The sequence below is a fragment of the Geobacillus sp. PK12 genome, from assembly GCF_004123125.1.
Lineage (GTDB): Bacteria > Bacillota > Bacilli > Bacillales > Anoxybacillaceae > Geobacillus > Geobacillus zalihae.
Map to the genome: position 1 here is coordinate 1 of NZ_SDKL01000056.1, position 18,014 is coordinate 18,014.

At 56.1% G+C, this 18,014-nt stretch carries 18 protein-coding genes; 16 read left to right on the forward strand and 2 right to left on the reverse strand.

Going from position 1 to position 18,014, the window contains the following annotated elements:
• Positions 1 to 206: 206 nt before the first annotated feature.
• The 10 genes from spoVK (at position 207) to ETR37_RS15320 (ending at position 10,605) form a co-directional block, all read left to right on the forward strand.
• Positions 207 to 1,139 carry a stage V sporulation protein K gene (spoVK, locus tag ETR37_RS15280; RefSeq protein WP_129447486.1) on the forward strand — a complete coding sequence of 311 codons (933 nt, stop codon included), beginning with the start codon at positions 207 to 209 and terminating at the stop codon, positions 1,137 to 1,139.
• Positions 1,140 to 1,306: 167 nt separating this feature from the next.
• Positions 1,307 to 2,881, forward strand: a complete 1,575-nt coding sequence (locus ETR37_RS15285) for a fatty acid--CoA ligase (RefSeq protein WP_081212774.1) — start codon at positions 1,307 to 1,309, stop codon at positions 2,879 to 2,881.
• A gap of 25 nt (positions 2,882 to 2,906) precedes the next feature.
• Positions 2,907 to 4,052, forward strand: a complete 1,146-nt coding sequence (locus tag ETR37_RS15290; RefSeq protein WP_081212775.1) for an acyl-CoA dehydrogenase family protein — start codon at positions 2,907 to 2,909, stop codon at positions 4,050 to 4,052.
• A 14-nt stretch (positions 4,053 to 4,066) separates the two neighbouring features.
• The gene (locus ETR37_RS15295; RefSeq protein ID WP_081212776.1) at positions 4,067 to 5,140 is read left to right on the forward strand and encodes a CaiB/BaiF CoA transferase family protein; all 1,074 of its coding nucleotides are present in this window, start codon (positions 4,067 to 4,069) and stop codon (positions 5,138 to 5,140) included.
• A gap of 3 nt (positions 5,141 to 5,143) precedes the next feature.
• Positions 5,144 to 6,763, forward strand: coding sequence for a long-chain fatty acid--CoA ligase (locus tag ETR37_RS15300; protein WP_020756050.1), 1,620 nt, complete (start codon positions 5,144 to 5,146; stop codon positions 6,761 to 6,763).
• A 14-nt stretch (positions 6,764 to 6,777) separates the two neighbouring features.
• Positions 6,778 to 7,629: a 3-hydroxyacyl-CoA dehydrogenase family protein gene (locus ETR37_RS15305; protein WP_013145691.1), complete on the forward strand. Its 852-nt coding sequence runs from the start codon at positions 6,778 to 6,780 to the stop codon at positions 7,627 to 7,629.
• Positions 7,630 to 7,650: 21 nt separating this feature from the next.
• Complete coding sequence (locus tag ETR37_RS20040) at positions 7,651 to 7,776, forward strand: hypothetical protein (RefSeq protein WP_255348558.1); 126 nt, start codon at positions 7,651 to 7,653, stop codon at positions 7,774 to 7,776.
• Positions 7,758 to 8,909 carry a thiolase family protein gene (locus ETR37_RS15310; protein ID WP_205728153.1) on the forward strand — a complete coding sequence of 384 codons (1,152 nt, stop codon included), beginning with the start codon at positions 7,758 to 7,760 and terminating at the stop codon, positions 8,907 to 8,909. The genes ETR37_RS20040 and ETR37_RS15310 overlap by 19 nt, the downstream gene beginning before the upstream one ends.
• A gap of 148 nt (positions 8,910 to 9,057) precedes the next feature.
• Positions 9,058 to 9,627: a Uma2 family endonuclease gene (locus ETR37_RS15315; protein WP_013145689.1), complete on the forward strand. Its 570-nt coding sequence runs from the start codon at positions 9,058 to 9,060 to the stop codon at positions 9,625 to 9,627.
• A 99-nt stretch (positions 9,628 to 9,726) separates the two neighbouring features.
• Positions 9,727 to 10,605, forward strand: a complete 879-nt coding sequence (locus ETR37_RS15320) for a DMT family transporter (protein ID WP_129447488.1) — start codon at positions 9,727 to 9,729, stop codon at positions 10,603 to 10,605.
• A 322-nt stretch (positions 10,606 to 10,927) separates the two neighbouring features.
• Here the strand turns inward: ETR37_RS15320 and ETR37_RS15330 are convergent, their stop codons facing one another.
• The gene (locus tag ETR37_RS15330) at positions 10,928 to 11,545 is read right to left on the reverse strand and encodes a trimeric intracellular cation channel family protein (RefSeq protein WP_015374465.1); all 618 of its coding nucleotides are present in this window, start codon (positions 11,543 to 11,545) and stop codon (positions 10,928 to 10,930) included.
• A 160-nt stretch (positions 11,546 to 11,705) separates the two neighbouring features.
• On the opposite strand from ETR37_RS15330, the gene hflX reads away from it, so the two are divergent.
• From hflX to glnA, 4 genes are all read left to right on the forward strand, one after another.
• Positions 11,706 to 12,953 carry a GTPase HflX gene (hflX, locus tag ETR37_RS15335; protein ID WP_060788113.1) on the forward strand — a complete coding sequence of 416 codons (1,248 nt, stop codon included), beginning with the start codon at positions 11,706 to 11,708 and terminating at the stop codon, positions 12,951 to 12,953.
• A 13-nt stretch (positions 12,954 to 12,966) separates the two neighbouring features.
• The gene (locus ETR37_RS15340; protein WP_129447489.1) at positions 12,967 to 14,238 is read left to right on the forward strand and encodes a methionine gamma-lyase family protein; all 1,272 of its coding nucleotides are present in this window, start codon (positions 12,967 to 12,969) and stop codon (positions 14,236 to 14,238) included.
• A 76-nt stretch (positions 14,239 to 14,314) separates the two neighbouring features.
• Positions 14,315 to 14,716: a MerR family transcriptional regulator gene (locus ETR37_RS15345; RefSeq protein WP_020756060.1), complete on the forward strand. Its 402-nt coding sequence runs from the start codon at positions 14,315 to 14,317 to the stop codon at positions 14,714 to 14,716.
• A gap of 39 nt (positions 14,717 to 14,755) precedes the next feature.
• The gene (gene glnA / locus ETR37_RS15350; RefSeq protein WP_033006260.1) at positions 14,756 to 16,090 is read left to right on the forward strand and encodes a type I glutamate--ammonia ligase; all 1,335 of its coding nucleotides are present in this window, start codon (positions 14,756 to 14,758) and stop codon (positions 16,088 to 16,090) included.
• 63 nt (positions 16,091 to 16,153) lie between these two features.
• On the opposite strand, the gene lexA is transcribed toward glnA, so the two are convergent.
• Positions 16,154 to 16,777, reverse strand: a complete 624-nt coding sequence (gene lexA, locus ETR37_RS15355) for a transcriptional repressor LexA (RefSeq protein WP_129447490.1) — start codon at positions 16,775 to 16,777, stop codon at positions 16,154 to 16,156.
• Positions 16,778 to 16,929: 152 nt separating this feature from the next.
• On the opposite strand from lexA, the gene yneA reads away from it, so the two are divergent.
• Complete coding sequence (gene yneA / locus ETR37_RS15360) at positions 16,930 to 17,235, forward strand: cell division suppressor protein YneA (protein ID WP_033006263.1); 306 nt, start codon at positions 16,930 to 16,932, stop codon at positions 17,233 to 17,235.
• A gap of 19 nt (positions 17,236 to 17,254) precedes the next feature.
• Entirely contained in the window at positions 17,255 to 17,908 is a 654-nt protein-coding gene (locus ETR37_RS15365) for a YneB family resolvase-like protein (protein ID WP_015374471.1), read from the forward strand.
• Positions 17,909 to 18,014: the final 106 nt, after the last annotated feature.

Sequence of the window (18,014 nt, forward strand, 5' to 3'; positions counted from 1 at the left end):
TTTCTATACCCTTTGGATTTTATTGGATAATCAACACGCCTGTAAAAATATACAAACTTTTCCCGCTGCGACCGGCCGGTTGTTCGCTTGGGCGATTGTCACGGATCGGCGGCGGCGTACGTATACTAATAGCAAAAGCGCGAGGCGCCGGCAGCGAATGCGGAACGTGTGCGGATGGCAGAAAACGGGAAGCGAGGTGACGCCCCTTGTCAGAATTGACGATGAACAAGGCGAAAGGGCAAATCAACATCGTGTTGAACTCCAAAACGGTAAACCATTTAGTGAAAGAAGAGAGAAACGACTGGCTCGATGGCGAAGAGCATCAGGCGCTCCGCAATATTCAAAAGGAGCTTGATCAACTGATCGGCCTTGATCATGTCAAAAAAATCATCAAGGAAATTTACGCCTGGCTGTACATCAACCGGCTGCGCAAGGAGAACGGCTTAAAGGCCAACCGCCAGGCGCTCCATATGATTTTCAAAGGCAATCCCGGCACCGGCAAAACGACGGTGGCGCGCTTGCTCGGCAAGCTGTTTTTTGAGATGAACGTGCTGTCCAAAGGGCATTTCATCGAGGCGGAGCGGGCCGATTTGGTCGGAGAGTACATCGGGCATACGGCGAGCAAAACGCGCGATTTGATCAAAAAAGCGCGCGGCGGAATTTTGTTCATCGATGAAGCGTATTCGCTCGCCCGCGGGGGCGAAAAAGATTTCGGCAAAGAAGCGATTGACACGCTTGTCAAAGGGATGGAAGACTATTGCGACGACTTGGTTGTGATTTTGGCCGGCTATCCGAAAGAAATGGACTACTTTTTGTCGCTAAATCCCGGCTTGCCGTCGCGCTTTCCTCTCACGATCGAGTTTCCCGATTATACGGTCGAGGAGCTTGTGCAAATCGCCAAGCAAATGCTGCGCGAACGCGAGTATGAAATGACGCCGGAAGCGGAGCGGAAACTGTACATTCATCTCGAAGGGACGCTGGAAGCGACCGGCCGCCTCAAGTTCAGCAACGGCCGCTATGTGCGCAATTTGATCGAAAAAGCGATCCGCAAGCAGGCGGTCCGTCTTCTGCACGAAGGGCGCTATGACAAAAAAGAGCTGATGACGATCCGCGACCGCGATTTCGTCTTCCATGCGTAAAACGAAAGGGGTCTCCTTTTCGTTTTTTTTTGTGCCGTAAAAAGAGGAATGCCGGCCAAAAGAGCGAATACATAAACAACGGGGGCATATGCACTAAATTATTTGAATTGTCTGTCTATGGGATCCGCCCGCCCTCTGTCGAGACACGAAAAAGGGGGAGAAGGCGTTTGTACGTGACGATTGGAGAGATGTTTTCCCAAACAGTGCGAAAGTTTCCGGACCGGGAAGCGGTTGTCGAAGTGGCGACCGGGCGCCGCTATACGTACGCCGAATGGGAGCGGGAGGTCAACCGGTGGGCGAACGCGTTTTTGGAAGCGGGCGTCCGCAAAGGAGACCGCGTTTCGACGGTGCTGTACAATACGCTTGAGCTCGCGACCGCTTTGTTTGCCTGCGCCAAAATCGGCGCGGTGTTCAATCCGATCAACTTTCGGCTGAGGGCGGAAGAAATTGCCTATATTTTGATGGACGCCGAGCCGAAAATTGTGCTGTTTGAACGGGCGGTGGAACCGGAACTTGCCGCGATTCACAGCCGTTTCCCGCACGTGTCATTTTGGTCGATCGACCGAGATCCGCCGCCGTTTGCCAAAAACGCTCACGAGCAGGCCGCGCGGGCTGGAGAGGAAGCGCCGCGTGTTCATGTGGATGAGAGCGATCTTTATGCCATTATGTATACAAGCGGCACAACTGGGCGTCCAAAAGGAGTGATGCACCGTCACCGCGACATGATCGAGCAAAGCGTCATTTGCCATGGCGTCATGCGCATCCGCGAGACGGATCGCGGGCTGGCGGCAGCGCCGCTGTTCCATTGCGCCGAGCTGCATTGCTGCTTGCTGCCGCGCGTGCATGCCGGAGCGGCGAGCGTCATTTTGCACCATTTTGACGCCAAGCTCGTGCTTGAAACGATCGAACGGGAGCGGATTACGATCCTATTCGGAGCCCCAACGATGTGGAACATGATCTTGCAGGAGAATGTAAGCGGTTACGATTTATCTTCGCTTCGCCTCGGCCTATACGGCGCCGCTCCGATGGCTCCAGCCCTTGTCAGGCAATGCCAAGAGCGGCTCGGCATCGAGCTGATTCAAGCGTACGGCATGACGGAAATGGGGCCGGCGGTGACGTTTTTGTTGGAAGACGAGCAGCTGAAAAAAGCCGGTTCCGCTGGACGCGCCTGCCTGAACCATGAGATCCGCGTCGTCCGCGCGCGTGAAGACGGGCCGTCCGACCCAGACGATGTGCTGCCGCCATATGAAGTCGGTGAAATTGTGATGCGCGGGCCGTGCATGATGGCCGGCTACTACAAGCGCGAGGAAGCGACGGAAAAAGCGTTGTACAAAGGTTGGTATCATTCCGGTGACCTCGGCTACCTTGATGAAGACGGCTACTTGTATGTCGCCGACCGGGTCGATGACATGGTGATCAGCGGCGGGGAAAACGTCTATCCGCGCGAAGTCGAGGACGTGTTGTACGAGCATCCGAAAGTGCTTGATGTCGCTGTGCTCGGCGAGCCGGATGAGCTGTGGGGCGAAAAGGTCGTTGCGTTTGTCGTCAAAAAGGACATCAGCCTCACCGCCGATGAGCTCGAGCAGTTTTGCAAAACGAGCGACCGCCTTGCTCCGTACAAACGTCCGCGCGCCTACTATTTCATCGATGCTCTGCCCCGCAACGCGAGCGGGAAAATCCAAAAGTTTTTGCTGCGCGAACAGCTGAAAAAACAGGCGGCGGGCGGAACAGAGAAAAAGTGACCGAACAGAAGAGAGGGATGAACGGGTGACGGCTCGCTATTTGCGTGAGGAGCACCATATGTTCCGCGCGGCGTTTCGCAAGTTTTTGGAAAAAGAAGCGTACCCGCATTATAACGATTGGGAGAAGCGCGGCATCATTCCGCGTTCGTTTTGGGCGAAGATGGGCGAGAACGGCTTTCTTTGCCCCTGGGTCGATGAGAAGTATGGGGGTCTAAACGCCGATTTTGCCTATTCGGTTGTCATTAACGAAGAACTAGAAAAAGTTGGATCGAGCCTCGTCGGCATCGGCTTGCACAACGACATTGTCACGCCGTATATCGCATCGTACGGAACGGAGGAGCAAAAACAAAAATGGCTGCCAAAATGCGTCACCGGCGAGCTCATCACGGCGATCGCCATGACTGAGCCGGGCGCCGGTTCGGATTTGGCGAACATTTCAACGACGGCCATTAAAGAGGGCGATTATTACATCGTCAACGGGCAAAAAACGTTTATCACGAACGGCATTCATGCCGACTTGATCGTTGTCGCCTGCAAAACCGACCCGCACACGAAACCGCCGCACCGCGGCATCAGCTTACTTGTCGTCGAGCGCGACACACCGGGGTTTACGCGCGGCCGGAAACTTGAAAAAGTCGGGCTGCACGCTCAAGATACCGCCGAGCTGTTTTTCCAGGATGCGAAAGTGCCGGCACATAACTTGCTTGGCGAGGAAGGAAAAGGATTTTACTACTTGATGGAAAAGCTCCAGCAAGAGCGGTTGGTCGTCGCCATTGCCGCCCAAACGGCGGCGGAAGTGATGTTTTCCTTGACGAAGCAATATGTCAAACAGCGCACGGCGTTCGGCAAACGGGTGAGCGAGTTTCAGACCGTTCAGTTCCGCCTTGCCGAAATGGCGACCGAAATCGCCCTCGGGCGCACGTTTGTCGACCGTGTCATCGAGGAGCATATAGCGGGAAAACAGATCGTCACGGAAGTGTCGATGGCGAAATGGTGGATCACCGAGATGGCGAAACGCGTCGCCGCCGAGGCGATGCAGCTGCACGGCGGCTACGGCTATATGGAGGAGTACGAGATCGCCCGGCGCTATCGCGATATTCCGGTCAGCGCCATCTACGCCGGGACGAACGAGATGATGAAAACGATCATCGCCCGGCAGCTAGATTTGTAGAGAGAGGGAAAGACATGCTTCATGGCATTGTAGTCGTTGATTTTTCCCATTACTTGCCCGGCCCGTTTGCCAGCTGGCGGCTCGCGCAGCTCGGAGCGGACGTCATCAAAATCGAGCCGCCGTCCGGCGACCGGCTGCGCCCGTTCGCCGGGGGCCGGCTGTTTGCCGCCTACAACGCCGGCAAAAAAAGCGTTGCGTTAAATTTAAAGACGGAAGAAGGACGAGACCAAGCCCGGCGGCTCGCCGCCCGCGCCGACGTGTTGATCGAAAGCTTCCGGCCCGGGGTGATGGCGCGGCTTGGGCTCGGCTACGACGACGTGCGCCGCGACAACGAACGGATCATTTACTGCTCGATCAGCGGCTTTGGCCAACAGAGCGGGCGCTCGCTGCTCGGAAGCCATGATTTAAACTACATGGCGCTCTCCGGCTTGTTGGCGCAGCTCGCCGATGAACGCGGCCGACCGGTTCATCCGAAGATCACGCTTGCCGATTTTATCGGCGGCATGGCGGCGGCCGAGCGCGTGTTGGCGGCGCTGTTTGCCCGCGAGCGGACCGGCAAGGGGGCTTATCTTGACGTCTCGCTTGTGGACGGATTGGTCGCGATGATGGCTGGCCATTTTGCCATTGAACACGGCGGTGGGCCGAAGACCGGTCTTTCCGAGTTGTCTGGGGAGGTGGTGTGCTATCAGCTGTACGAGACAAAAGACGGCCGTTATATGAGTTTAGCGGCGCTCGAGCCGCACTTTTGGCGGCGGTTTTGCGAGGCGGTCGGCCATCCGGAATGGACGGAGGCGCAATGGGCGCCGGCGCGATCGGGGGAAGCCGTATATGACGAGCTCGCCGCCTTGTTCCGTGAAAAGACATTGGATGAGTGGAGCGCGTTCGCCGAAGCGGTCGACGTCTGCCTTGCCCCGGTGCTGGAGACGGGTGAGGCGAAGGCGCTGTTTGCTGACGGCCGGCTCCGCCATCTCGTTCGGCTGCAGCCGGGCGGCGTGTGGACGGCTGCGCATGGGCCGGATGGCCAATGGGGCGGCGGGGAGCCGCCTAAAGTCAATGAACATGCGCATTTGGTAAAGGGGGAGGAATGACCGATGATGAAAACACCGTTAAACATTTCCATGATGCTCGAGCGGGCGGAGTTGTTTTTCCCAAAAAAGCAAGTCGTTTCGCGCATGAAAGGCGGCATCGTCCGCCATACATACAAGGAGATCGGCGAGCGGACGCGCAGGCTGTCAAGCGTGTTGAAGCGGATCGGGGTTGAAGTCGGCGACCGCGTTGGCACGTTCGCTTGGAATCATCACCGCCATTTGGAAGCGTATTTTGCCATTCCCGGCATTGGAGCGGTGCTCCATACGATCAACATCCGCCTCTCCGCGCAGCATATCGCTTACATCATCAACCACGCCGATGACCGTGTGCTGCTGATCGATGATGATTTGCTGCCGGCAATTGAAGCGATCAAGGACGAGATCCCGAACGTACGCGCTTTCATCGTCATGACCGATGCCGACGAGCTGCCGGAAACGAAGCTCTCGCCGGTGTACCATTACGAGAAACTGCTTGCCGAGGGCGATCCAACATTTCCGTTCTTGAAAGACCTCGATGAATACCAACCGGCTGGTATGTGTTATACGTCGGCGACAACGGGAAATCCGAAAGGGGTTGTGTATACGCACCGCAGCACCGTCTTGCACGCGATGGCGTTAGGGCTGGCTGATACGCAAGGGTTATGCGAGCGCGATGTCGTCATGCCGGTCGTACCGATGTTCCATGTCAACGCGTGGGGGCTGCCGTTTGCCGCTACTTGGTTCGGTTCGACGATCGTCATGCCGGGTCCGGCGTTTACGCCGAAAGTGCTTGCCGAGCTGATTGACGCCGAACGAGTGACGATCACCGCTGGCGTGCCGACGATTTGGCTCGGGCTGTTGCAAGAGTTGGAGAAAGGAAACTATGACGTCAGCAGCCTGACGCGCGTCATTTGCGGCGGTTCAGCCGCGCCGAAAGGGATCATCCGCGCGTTTGAAGAAAAATACGGCATTCCGTTCATTCACGCGTACGGCATGACCGAAACGAGCCCGCTTGTGCTTGTCTCACGCCTGAAAAGCTATCAAGACGGGCTGTCGTACGAGGAGAAACTTGATGTTCGCGCCAAGCAAGGGCTGCTTGCGCCGGGGCTTGAGATGAAAGTGATCGGCCAAAACGGGCCGGTTCGCTGGGACGGCCAGGAAATGGGCGAGCTTTGCTTGCGCGGTCCGTGGATTGCCGCCGAGTATTACAACGATGAGAGAACGAACGAAGCATTTCGCGATGGCTGGCTCCATACCGGCGATGTCGTCACCGTGGACGAAGAAGGGTTTGTGAAAATTGTCGACCGGACGAAGGATGTCATTAAAAGCGGCGGCGAATGGATTTCATCGGTTGATTTGGAGAATGCGCTTATGGCCCATGAGGCGGTGTTCGAAGCGGCGGTCGTCGCTGTGCCGCATCCGAAATGGCAAGAGCGCCCGATTGCCTGCGTCGTGCTGAAAGAAGGCAAAAGCGTGACAAAAGAAGAGCTGTACGACTTTTTGCGCCCGCAATTTACAAAATGGTGGCTGCCGGATGACATTGTGTTTCTCGATGAAATTCCGAAAACGAGCGTCGGCAAGTTTTTGAAGCGGAAACTGCGCGATGAGATGGCAGCGCGCTATGCCGATGCGGCGAAGGAGTAAAGGAGGCGGACACCGTGGCAGACACAATTGCGGTCATTGGCGCCGGGGTGATGGGAAGCGGCATCGCGCAAACGGCGGCGATGGCGGGAAAAACGGTGTATTTATATGACGTGTCCGAAGCGGCCTTGCAAAATGGGCTCGCTTCGGCGGAAAAAAGCTTGCGCCGCTTTGTCAAAACCGGCGGGCTGTCCGAGCCGGAAGCGCGAGCGGCGCTCGGGCGCATCCGCTCGACCGTCGATTTGGCCGAAGCGGTGCGCGGGGCGGATGTCGTCATCGAAGCCGTGCCGGAAAACTTGGCGCTGAAAAAAGACGTGTTTCAGCAGCTTGATCAACTGGCGAAGCCGGACGCCATTTTAGCGACCAACACATCCGAGCTGAGCGTCACGGCGCTTGCCGCCGCGACGAAGCGGCCGGAAAACGTCATCGGCATGCATTGGTTCAATCCGGCGCCAGTGATGAAGTTGATCGAAATTGTGAAAGGTGAGACGACTTCTGACGACACAGTCGACGCCATCCGTCGGCTGTCTGTGGAGCTTGGCAAAGAAACGGTCGTCGTGAAAGACCGGCAAGGATTTGTGACGACAAGAGCGATCGCCGCTCATATGATCGAGTGCATCCGCATGTACGAAGAGGGAGTAGCCTCTGTGGAAGACATCGATAAAGCGGTGCGCCTTGGGCTCAATTACCCGATGGGTCCCTTTGAGCTCGCCGACATGGTCGGGCTTGATACGCTCCTGTTTGTGAGTGAAAACATGACGGAAGCATACGGCGACCGGTTCCGGGCGCCTCAGCTTTTGCGCAAGCTCGTTGAAGCCGGGCATTTAGGGCGGAAAACAGGGAAAGGGTTCTATACGTATGCAAAATGAACAAGCGCCTCTCACGGAGAGGTGGACAGAAACGGGCTCGTTTGGCGGCGCCGCGGTGCATCGTTGGATACAACGGTGCGGCTGCGCCGTCAAGGCGTGGCGTTGACAACATCAACAAGGAGGAGAAAATGGTGCGTGAAGCGGTGATTGTGGAAGCCGTCAGGACGCCGGTCGGCAAGCGAAACGGCGTCTTCCGGGATGTTCATCCGGTGCATCTTGCCGCGGTGGTGCTCGATGAAGTCGTGCGCCGGGCGGGCATTGAGAAACGGATGGTCGAAGACATCGTCATGGGCTGCGTGACGCCGATCGCCGAACAAGGGTACAACATCGGCCGGCTGGCGGCGCTCGAGGCCGGATTCCCGATCGAAGTGCCGGCCGTGCAAATCAACCGAATGTGCGGCTCGGGGCAGCAGGCGATTCATTTCGCCGCCCAGGAAATCCGCTCTGGCGATATGGATGTCACGATCGCCGCCGGAGTCGAAAGCATGACGAAAGTGCCGATTTTAAGCGATGGCAACGAGCAGACGATTCCGCCGTCGCTTCATGAAAAATACGAATTCATCCACCAGGGCGTCTCGGCTGAGCGGATCGCCAAAAAATACGGCCTGACGCGCGCGGAGCTGGATGCCTATGCCTACGAAAGCCATCGGCGCGCCTTGGCCGCCTTGCGCGAGGGGAAGTTTCGCGCCGAAATTGTCCCAGTCAAAGGGCTTGACCGCGATGGCCGCGAAATCCTTGTCACCGATGATGAAGGGCCGCGGGCCGATACATCACCGGAAGCGCTCGCCGCGCTCAAGCCGGTGTTTCAAGAAGACGGCGTCATCACCGCCGGCAATGCGAGCCAAATGAGCGACGGGGCGGCCGCTGTGCTTTTGATGGAACGGGAGGCGGCGAGGCGGTTCGGACTGAAGCCGAAAGCGCGCATCGTCGCGCAAACGGTCGTCGGCTCCGACCCAACGTACATGCTGGATGGCGTCATTCCGGCGACGAGGCAAGTGTTGAAAAAAGCCGGCCTCTCGATCGATGACATCGACCTCATTGAAATCAACGAAGCGTTCGCCCCGGTCGTGCTCGCCTGGCAAAAAGAAATCGGCGCTCCGCTTGAGAAGGTGAATGTCAACGGCGGCGCCATTGCGCTTGGCCATCCGCTCGGCGCCACCGGTGTGAAGCTCATGACATCGCTCGTTCACGAACTGGAACGGCGCGGCGGCCGCTATGGGCTATTGACGATTTGCATCGGCCACGGGATGGCGACGGCCACGATCATCGAGCGGGAGTAAGAGCAACGCGTGGAAAAAACATTTGTTTGACACACACTCAACAGCGGTGGCGGCCGCTGTTTTCTCTTTGAAAATAAAAATATGCCATGGAGCTGGAACATTGTGATAAGATGAAAGAAAAGCAAGTGAAAGGAGGAGCGCAAGCACAGTGCAGAAGGAGAAGCCGTTTTACACGTATGGCGACATTCAACATTGGGAAGGGAATTGGGAACTGATCGATGGCGTTCCCTATTTATTGGCGTCTCCGTCGTTTGAGCACCAGTATGTGGTCGGACAACTGCACCTTGCATTGGCTTCGCATTTTCAGGCGCGTGGCTGTCATGTCATTCTGGCCCCGTTTGATGTTCAGCTTGATCCTGAGGAGCCGGAACGGATGGCGAAAACGGTTGTTCAGCCGGATTTATCAGTCGTTTGTCGGGTGGAGCGAATCGGGAATCGGCGAATGAAGGGGGCTCCCGATCTCGTTGTGGAAGTGCTGTCACCAAGCACCGCTCTACGCGATCGAAACCAGAAATACTATTTATACGAAAAATATGGTGTGCATGAATATTGGATGGTAGACCCCAGCAATCGAACGATCGAAGTGCTCAGCTGGCAAGATGGACGATTCGAGCAGCGAGCGGTTTTTGGGCCAAGCGATGAGTTGGTTTCTTTTTGGCAACCGGATTTGACGGTTTCGCTCGCCCCCGTGTTTCCTCCGGAAGAAAGCGATGTGTAGCTGATGGAGAACAGCCTTGTTTGACTGCCATCTCTGGAAATAACGGCTTCGCCTTTGATGTCAGCAGCAGAAAGAAGAACGCATAGGGGGATCGATGCCATGAAACAACCTGTTCTCGCTTCCTTGTGTTTATCGCTTGCTGCCAGCATTTGGGGCGGGATGTACGTCGTGAGCAAATACGTGTTGGACTACATTCCGCCGTTTACGCTCGTCTGGCTGCGCTACGCCGTCGCCTTGATTGTGCTCGGTGCCATCGCCGCGGTGAAACGCGAGCGCCCGCCGAAAAACGGGCGTGATTGGGGAATGGTCATCGCGATCGGAATCATCGGCTACGTCGTTTCTATTTCCTTGCAGTTTGTCGGCACGAAATGGTCGAACGCCCATACTGCTTCGCTCATTACCGCCTCAACGCCGGCGTTTGTCGTCTTGTTTGCCCGCTGGCTGCTTGGCGAGGCGCTTACATGGCGGAAAATGGCCGCGCTGCTACTGGCGACAGCGGGTGTCATCGTCATCGTTGGCCTCGGGGGCAGCGGGGAGTCGACGTTCGCTGGAAATATGGCGTTAGTCGGCGCGGCGATCACTTGGGCGCTGTTGTCGGTGCTGGTGAAAATCGCTTCGGCCCGCCTGTCCGTGCTTTCGATCACCACGTACGCTATTTTCACTGCGTTTATCGGCATGACGCCGATGATGCTCACCGAAGGGCCGGGGCTTGCCGCGAGCCATTGGAGCGTTCCCGTCGCCCTTGGAGTGTTGTATCTTGGCGTTGTATCGACGGCGGGGGCATTTTTTCTTTGGAACAAAGGGATGGAAATGATCGACGCCGGCGTCGGCTCGCTCTTTTTCTTTTTCCAGCCGCTTGTCGGCTCGCTCTTTGGCTGGCTGCTGTTGCATGAGGAGCTCACCGCCTCGTTTTGGCTTGGTGGGGCGCTGATCGTTGCTGGGGTGGTCGTGGCGGTGCGAAGCGGGCAAAGCGCGTAAAGGAAAGCGTCAGCAAACTATATAGATGCAACGAAGAAGTTTAACATATCCTTGACGGAAAAGCGGTTTTCCCCTTTTCGACTGTCGGAGGAAAGCCACAGGCTTCTCCGTCACGCCTTGGCGTGACGGAGGACCGAACAACCGCCTGCTTCACAGACCCATATATGGGTCTTTAAGCGGCGTTGTTCGGTCACTCGACAGTCGGATGAAATGACCGGTAAAAAAGAAAAATGGCAAAGCTTTAAATTGCATCTATATAAAAGCGAGGAGCCGCCTATCTTTTCGTACGAATCAATGAGTAGATGTTGTTTTTGCCGTTTGATCATTGCTCGCCCGCTTTTTCTCCAACCGCCCGCCGCGGCAGCTTCCAACCGTATGTGTACGACAAAATGCGGAGGGCGGCGACGACAATCAACAGCACATACAGCTCCATGGGCGATTCGGCCCATTTCAGCCCAACGGCGAGACCGGCGAGAATGGCCCAGGCGGCATAAATTTCTGCGCGCAACACGAGCGGCTTTCTTCCCGCCAACACGTCACGGATCATGCCGCCGCCGCTTCCGGTCAACACCGCGGCGACGATGACCGCGCTTAATGGATGCCCCATGTTGACGGCATGCAGCGCCCCTTGAATGGCGAACGCGGACAACCCAAGGGCGTCAAAAAAGTTGCCCCACCGCTTCCACGGCGGCAGCATTTGCTTTGGGAACAAATACACAACTGTCATGGCCGCCAAAGCGACAAGAAAGAGCGGCTGCTGTTCCCATAACGCCGACACGGGGACCCCGATCAACAAATTGCGCACCGCCCCGCCGCCAAAAGCGGTGACAATCCCTAAAATGTACACCCCAAGCAAATCGTACTCCTCTTCCATCGCGACGATCGCCCCGCTGATGGCAAAGGCGATCGTGCCGATGATGCTCAATACTTCCCACGTCATTCGTGCTGTTCCTTTCCGTGTCGTGTTCTTGTATCATTGTAGAGGCAAAAGCGGCGGAAAATCAATCGTTTTTTTGGAACGAACTAGCAGACCGACGGTGGGATTTGGTATCATGAACGTAGAGAACATGTTCGCCGCGAGGGAAAGGAAGGGGGATGCCATGAGCCGTGAACAAGCGATCCTTGTCGGCTGCCAGCTCGCTGGTGTCGATGATGAACGGTTTCGCTATTCGATGGAGGAGCTCGCTTCGCTCGTTGCGACGGCGAACGGCGAGGTTGTGGCAGAGGTGACGCAAAAACGTGAAGCGCCGCACCCGGCGACGTATATCGGAAAAGGGAAAACGGAAGAGCTCGCCGCCATAGTCAAGCAGCTGGAACCGGACGTGGTTATTTTCAACAGCGAGCTCTCTCCAAGCCAAGCGCGCAATTTGACGAACATGCTTGGCGAGGTGAAAGTGATTGACCGGACGCAGCTCATTTTAGACATTTTTGCTCAGCGCGCCCGATCGAAAGAAGGAAAGCTGCAAGTCGAGCTCGCCCAGCTGGAGTATATGCTGCCGCGCCTTAGCGGCCAAGGGGAGGCGCTGTCTCGCTTGGGCGGCGGCATCGGCACGCGCGGTCCGGGGGAGACGAAGCTGGAGACCGACCGCCGTCACATTCGCCGCCGCATTGACGATATTAAAGGCGAACTTCGCCGGGTGGCTGAGCATCGCGAACGCTACCGCGAGCGCCGGCAAAAAAACCGCGCCTTTCAAGTGGCGCTTGTCGGCTATACGAACGCCGGCAAGTCGACGATTTTCAACCGGCTGACCGCCGCCGATTCGTTCGAGGAAAACTTGCTGTTTGCCACGCTCGACCCGTTGACGCGCAAATGCGTCTTGCCATGCGGCTACACGGTGCTTCTCACCGATACGGTCGGGTTCATTCAAGACTTGCCGACGACGCTTGTCGCTGCGTTTCGCTCGACGCTTGAAGAAGTGAAGGAAGCGGATTTATTGCTTCACGTCGTCGATTCGTCGCATCCGGACTACGCCGAGCATGAGCGGACGGTATCGCGGCTCTTGGCGGAACTAGGGGCTTCTTCCATTCCGGCCGTCACCGTTTACAATAAAAGCGACCGGCAAACGCTGGAATTTCTCCCGACGACAACCGATGCGATCGTGATGAGCGCGCTCTCGGCTGCCGATGTCGACCGGCTCCGCCGCTTTATTGAAGAAGCGGTGAAACGGCAAATGGTTCATTATGACGTATCGATCCCGAGCGGGGAAGGAAAACTGCTCGCCCAGCTAAAATCGGACACCATTTTGCACGAATGGCATTATAATGAACAAAGGGGCACGTACGACTGCCAAGGGTACGTGCTGCCAGCGCATCCCTTGTATGGGGAATTGCAATCATTCCAACGGTAGAAAGGGTTCATCGATGTTTTGGACACAATGGAAACATGGAGAAACGATCGCTGCACTTGTTGAGGAAGTTGAACAGCAAATTGCGCCGATCCACCGGCGCATCGACCGGATGGTCGATGCGAACCAATATCGCGTGCTCGACAGTTTCCGCCGCCATCAAGTGAGCGACGGGCATTTCATCCCATCGACCGGGTATGGCTATGACGATATCGGCCGCGATACGCTTGACCGCATTTACGCCGATGTATTCGGGGCGGAAGCAGGGCTTGTGCGCCCACAAATCATTTCCGGCACGCACGCGATTGCCATCGCGCTGTTTGGCGTGTTGCGCCCGGGCGATGAACTGCTTTACATCACCGGCGCTCCGTACGATACGCTTGAGGAAATCGTCGGCGTCCGCGGCCGCGGCGTCGGCTCGCTGAAAGAGTTTGGCATCCGCTACCGAAGCGTGCCGCTTACGGCGGACGGGGCCGTTGATTTTCCGGCGGTGCGCGGGGCGATGAACGAGCGGACGAAAATGATCGGCATTCAACGTTCGCGCGGCTATGCGACACGCCCGTCGTTTACGGTCGACGAAATCGCGGAGATGATCGCTTTTGTCAAAGCGATTAAGCCCGACGTCGTCGTGTTTGTCGACAACTGCTACGGCGAGTTTGTGGAGGAGAAAGAGCCGTGTCATGTCGGCGCCGATTTGATGGCCGGCTCCCTCATTAAAAACCCGGGCGGGGGCTTGGCGAAAACAGGCGGCTATATCGTTGGGAGGCAAAAATACGTCGAAGCGTGCGCTTACCGGATGACCTCGCCGGGCATCGGGGCGGAAGTCGGCCCGTCGCTGTACAGCCTGCCCGATATGTACCAAGGGTTTTTCCTTGCTCCACATGTTGTCGGACAGGCGCTCAAGGGGGCGGTGTTTACGGCGGCGATGCTCGAGCGCATCGGGCTTTCGACATCGCCGTCGTGGAAGGAGAAGCGCACGGATTTGGTTCAGTCCGTCCGTTTTGACGATCCAGAACAAATGGTCGCTTTTTGCCAAGCCATCCAAGCCGCTTCTCCCGTCAACGCCCATTTCACCCCGTATCCAAGCGAGATGCCCGGCTATGAGGACAAAGTCATCATGGCGGCAGGCACGTTCGTGCAGGGCGCGAGCATCGAGCTAACGGCAGACGGGCCGCTGCGGCCGCCATATGTCGCCTACGTGCAAGGCGGGCTGACGTATTCACACGTCAAAATCGCCATTTGTTCAGCCGTCCACCGTTTGCTTGAACAGCAGTTGATTTGTTTGTGAGAAAATGTAACGCTTCATTGACTCGTTTCTTGACATTATGGTAAAATGAAGGTATCAAAAGCGAGGAGGAATTGGCATGAGCAGCCATATTCGTCGTTCCATGCCATTGTTTCCGATTGGGATCGTGATGCAGCTGACGGATCTATCGGCCCGCCAAATCCGCTATTACGAAGAGCACGGCCTCGTCACGCCAGCGCGCACGGAAGGCAACCGGCGGCTGTTTTCGCTCAATGACATTGACCGCTTGCTGGAAATTAAAGATTTGATCGACCAAGGCGTCAACTTGGCGGGCATTAAGCAAATTTTTGCCGCGCGGGAGGAAGGACGCCACCAGCAGGCGGAGAAAGTCGAAAAAGTAGGAAAACCGAAGCTGTCGGACGAAGAACTGCGCGAAATTTTGCGGAATGAATTGCTGCAGGCCGGGCGGTTCCAGCGCGCATCGCTTCGCCAAGGAGATCTCGCTCGCTTCTTTCATTAATGACGGAACATGATTTCCGAGCCGGGGAGGAGTTTGGACATGGCAAAATATACGCGTGACGACATTCTACACATCGTCAAAGAGGAAAATGTCAAGTACATCCGCCTGCAATTCACCGATATTTTGGGCACGATCAAAAACGTCGAAATTCCGATCAGCCAGCTGGAGAAAGCGCTTAACAACAAAATTATGTTTGACGGGTCGTCGATCGAAGGATTTGTCCGCATTGAAGAGTCGGATATGTATTTGTATCCGGACTTGGATACGTTCGTCATTTTCCCGTGGACCGCAGAAAAAGGGAAAGTCGCCCGCTTTATCTGCGACATTTACAACCCGGACGGCACGCCGTTTGAAGGCTGCCCACGCTACAACTTGAAGCGGATGCTGAAAGAGATGGAGGCGCTTGGCTTCAACGCCTTTAACTTAGGAGCTGAGCCTGAATTCTTCCTTTTCAAGCTTGACGAAAAAGGACACCCGACGATGGAGCTGAACGATCGCGGCGGCTATTTCGATTTGGCGCCGACCGATCTTGGGGAAAACTGCCGGCGCGACATTGTGCTCGAGCTTGAGGAAATGGGGTTTGAAATCGAAGCGTCCCATCATGAAGTCGCCCCGGGCCAGCATGAGATCGATTTTAAATACGCCCATGCGATTAAAGCGTGCGACGACATTCAAACGTTTAAGCTCGTCGTCAAAACGATCGCCCGCAAACATGGATTGCATGCGACCTTTATGCCGAAGCCGATTTTTGGGATTAACGGTTCAGGAATGCATTGCAACCTGTCGCTGTTCCGCAACGGTGAAAACGCCTTTTTCGATCCGAACGGCGACTTGCAGTTGAGCGATACGGCACGGCAGTTTATCGCCGGTGTGCTGAAGCATGCGCCGAACTTTACGGCGGTGACGAACCCGACCGTCAACTCGTACAAGCGGCTTGTTCCAGGCTATGAAGCGCCGTGCTACGTCGCTTGGTCGGCGCGCAACCGCAGCCCGCTCATCCGCATTCCAGCTTCGCGCGGCATGAGCACGCGCATTGAGGTGCGCAGCGTTGACCCGTCGGCCAACCCATACTTGGCCATGGCGGTGCTTTTAGCCGCTGGGCTTGACGGCATTCGCAACAAGCTCACTCCTCCGGCGCCAGTGGATCGAAACATTTACGTCATGACGAAAGAAGAACGGCTCGAAGAAGGCATTGTCGATTTGCCGGCAACGCTCTATGAAGCGTTGGAAAACTTGAAGTCCGATGAAGTGATGATTCACGCGCTCGGCAAACATTTATTCGAGCATTTCGTCGAAGCGAAAGAAATCGAGTGGGATATGTATCGGACAACGGTTCATCAATGGGAATTGGACCAATATATGGAACTCTACTGATTCATAAAAAAGCTGCCCCGTTTTTTTCAGGGCAGCTTTTTTATGGGCGCAGGCCGGCACGAGTCAGTCGAACAGGCGATAGACGCCGATCACTTTGCCGAGAATCGTGCAGTCGCGGACGATGATCGGCTCAAGATGGGCGTTTTCCGGCTGCAGGCGGATGTGGTCTTTTTCCTTGAAAAACCGCTTCACCGTCGCCTCGTTGTCTTCCGTCATGGCGACGACGATGTCGCCGTTGTTGGTCGATGACTGCTGGCGGACGATGACGTAGTCGCCGTCGAGAATGCCGGCTTCGATCATGCTGTCGCCCATCACTTCAAGCATAAACAGCTGCTCCTCGCCGGCGGCGAGCCGCTTCGGCAGCGGAAAGTAGCCTTCGATGTTTTCCACCGCTGTAATCGGTTGACCGGCCGTCACCTTGCCGATGATCGGCACCGAGATGATCTCCTCTTTTTCTCTCTCCTTGGCCATATCGTTGTCCAAAATTTCAATGGCGCGCGGCTTTGTCGGGTCGCGGCGGATGTACCCTTTGCTTTCTAGGCGCGCGAGATGCCCGTGGACCGTCGAACTTGACGCCAGTCCAACCGCTTCCCCAATTTCCCGCACCGACGGAGGATAGCCTTTTGTTTTTACTTCCTGTTTAATAAACTCTAAAATTTGCTGTTGTCGTTTTGACAGTTTCGTCATGGTTTCACACCTCTCGCCACATCATTTGCCTTCATTATACCATGCGGAAGACGAAAAAACAAACATAAGTTCGAGTTTTTTTATTGACACAAACAAATGTTCTTGACTATAATGAAGGAAAGCGAACAAACATTCTAGAAAGGGTGGGGAGAATGGGGAGAACGTTGCTGCACTATGTTTTGTTTTCATTTTTGTTTGCGCTCGTGTTGGCAGGGTTCGTTTACGCCAGCAGCCCGGTCGATAAAAAAGAATACGTGACGATCACGGTCGCTCCCGGCGATACGCTTTGGGGGCTGGCAAAACAGTACGAACAGGAACACCATATGCCGCCTGATGAGTTCATCCGCTGGGTCGTCGATGTCAACCATTTGCCGAGCCCGCGTCTTGCCGCCGGTGAACAAATTGTCATTCCTGTGTTAAAATCAAAGCAGGGCGGCTCGGTGGCCGTCAATCAGTGATGGAAAGAAGGGATTGGCCATGAGGGCGGTCATTTACTGCCGAGTCAGCACGGACAAAGCTGAACAGGAAACGTCGCTCGCGAGGCAACGAGATGAGCTCGAGCGACTGGCGGCCGAGTGTGGATTTGAAGTCGTTAAAGTGATCGCCGAGCAGGCGAGCGGTTATGAAGCCGACCGCGACGGCGTGTTGGAGCTGCTTTCGCTTTGCGAGGAAGGCGAGGTCGATGTGCTGCTCATTCAAGATGAAACGCGGCTTGGGCGCGGCCATGCGCGCATGGCGGTGCTGCATTGCTTGAAAAAGCAAGGGGTGAAAATATACAGCGCCAGCCACCGCGGGGAGATGCCGCTGTCGGAGGCCGATGAGATGGTGTTATCCATCATCGCGATTGTCGAGGAGTACCAAAGAAAAATACATAACGCCAAAATTAAGCGTGGCATGCAGCGAGCCATCGCCAGCGGCTACCGACCGGAGCGGAACCTAAGGCGCCGGGGCGAAAACGCCGGGCGCGATCGAATTGATCTGCCGGTTGAGGAGATCGTCCGCTTGCGCGAGCGCGGACTGACGTTTGCCGATATCGCCGCGACGATGCGAAGCTTCGGTTACGAGGCGTCCAAGGCGACCGTCCATCGGCGTTACCAGGAATATATGGACGAGCAACAAAGGCGGCGTTGATCGTGTACTGCGCCTGACCCTAAAGCGGCGAGCGGGCAAAGGAAGCCAAGATGCCATCGTTGCCATCTTCCCGGTTGATCAGATAAGATAAAACAGAGTGAGAATA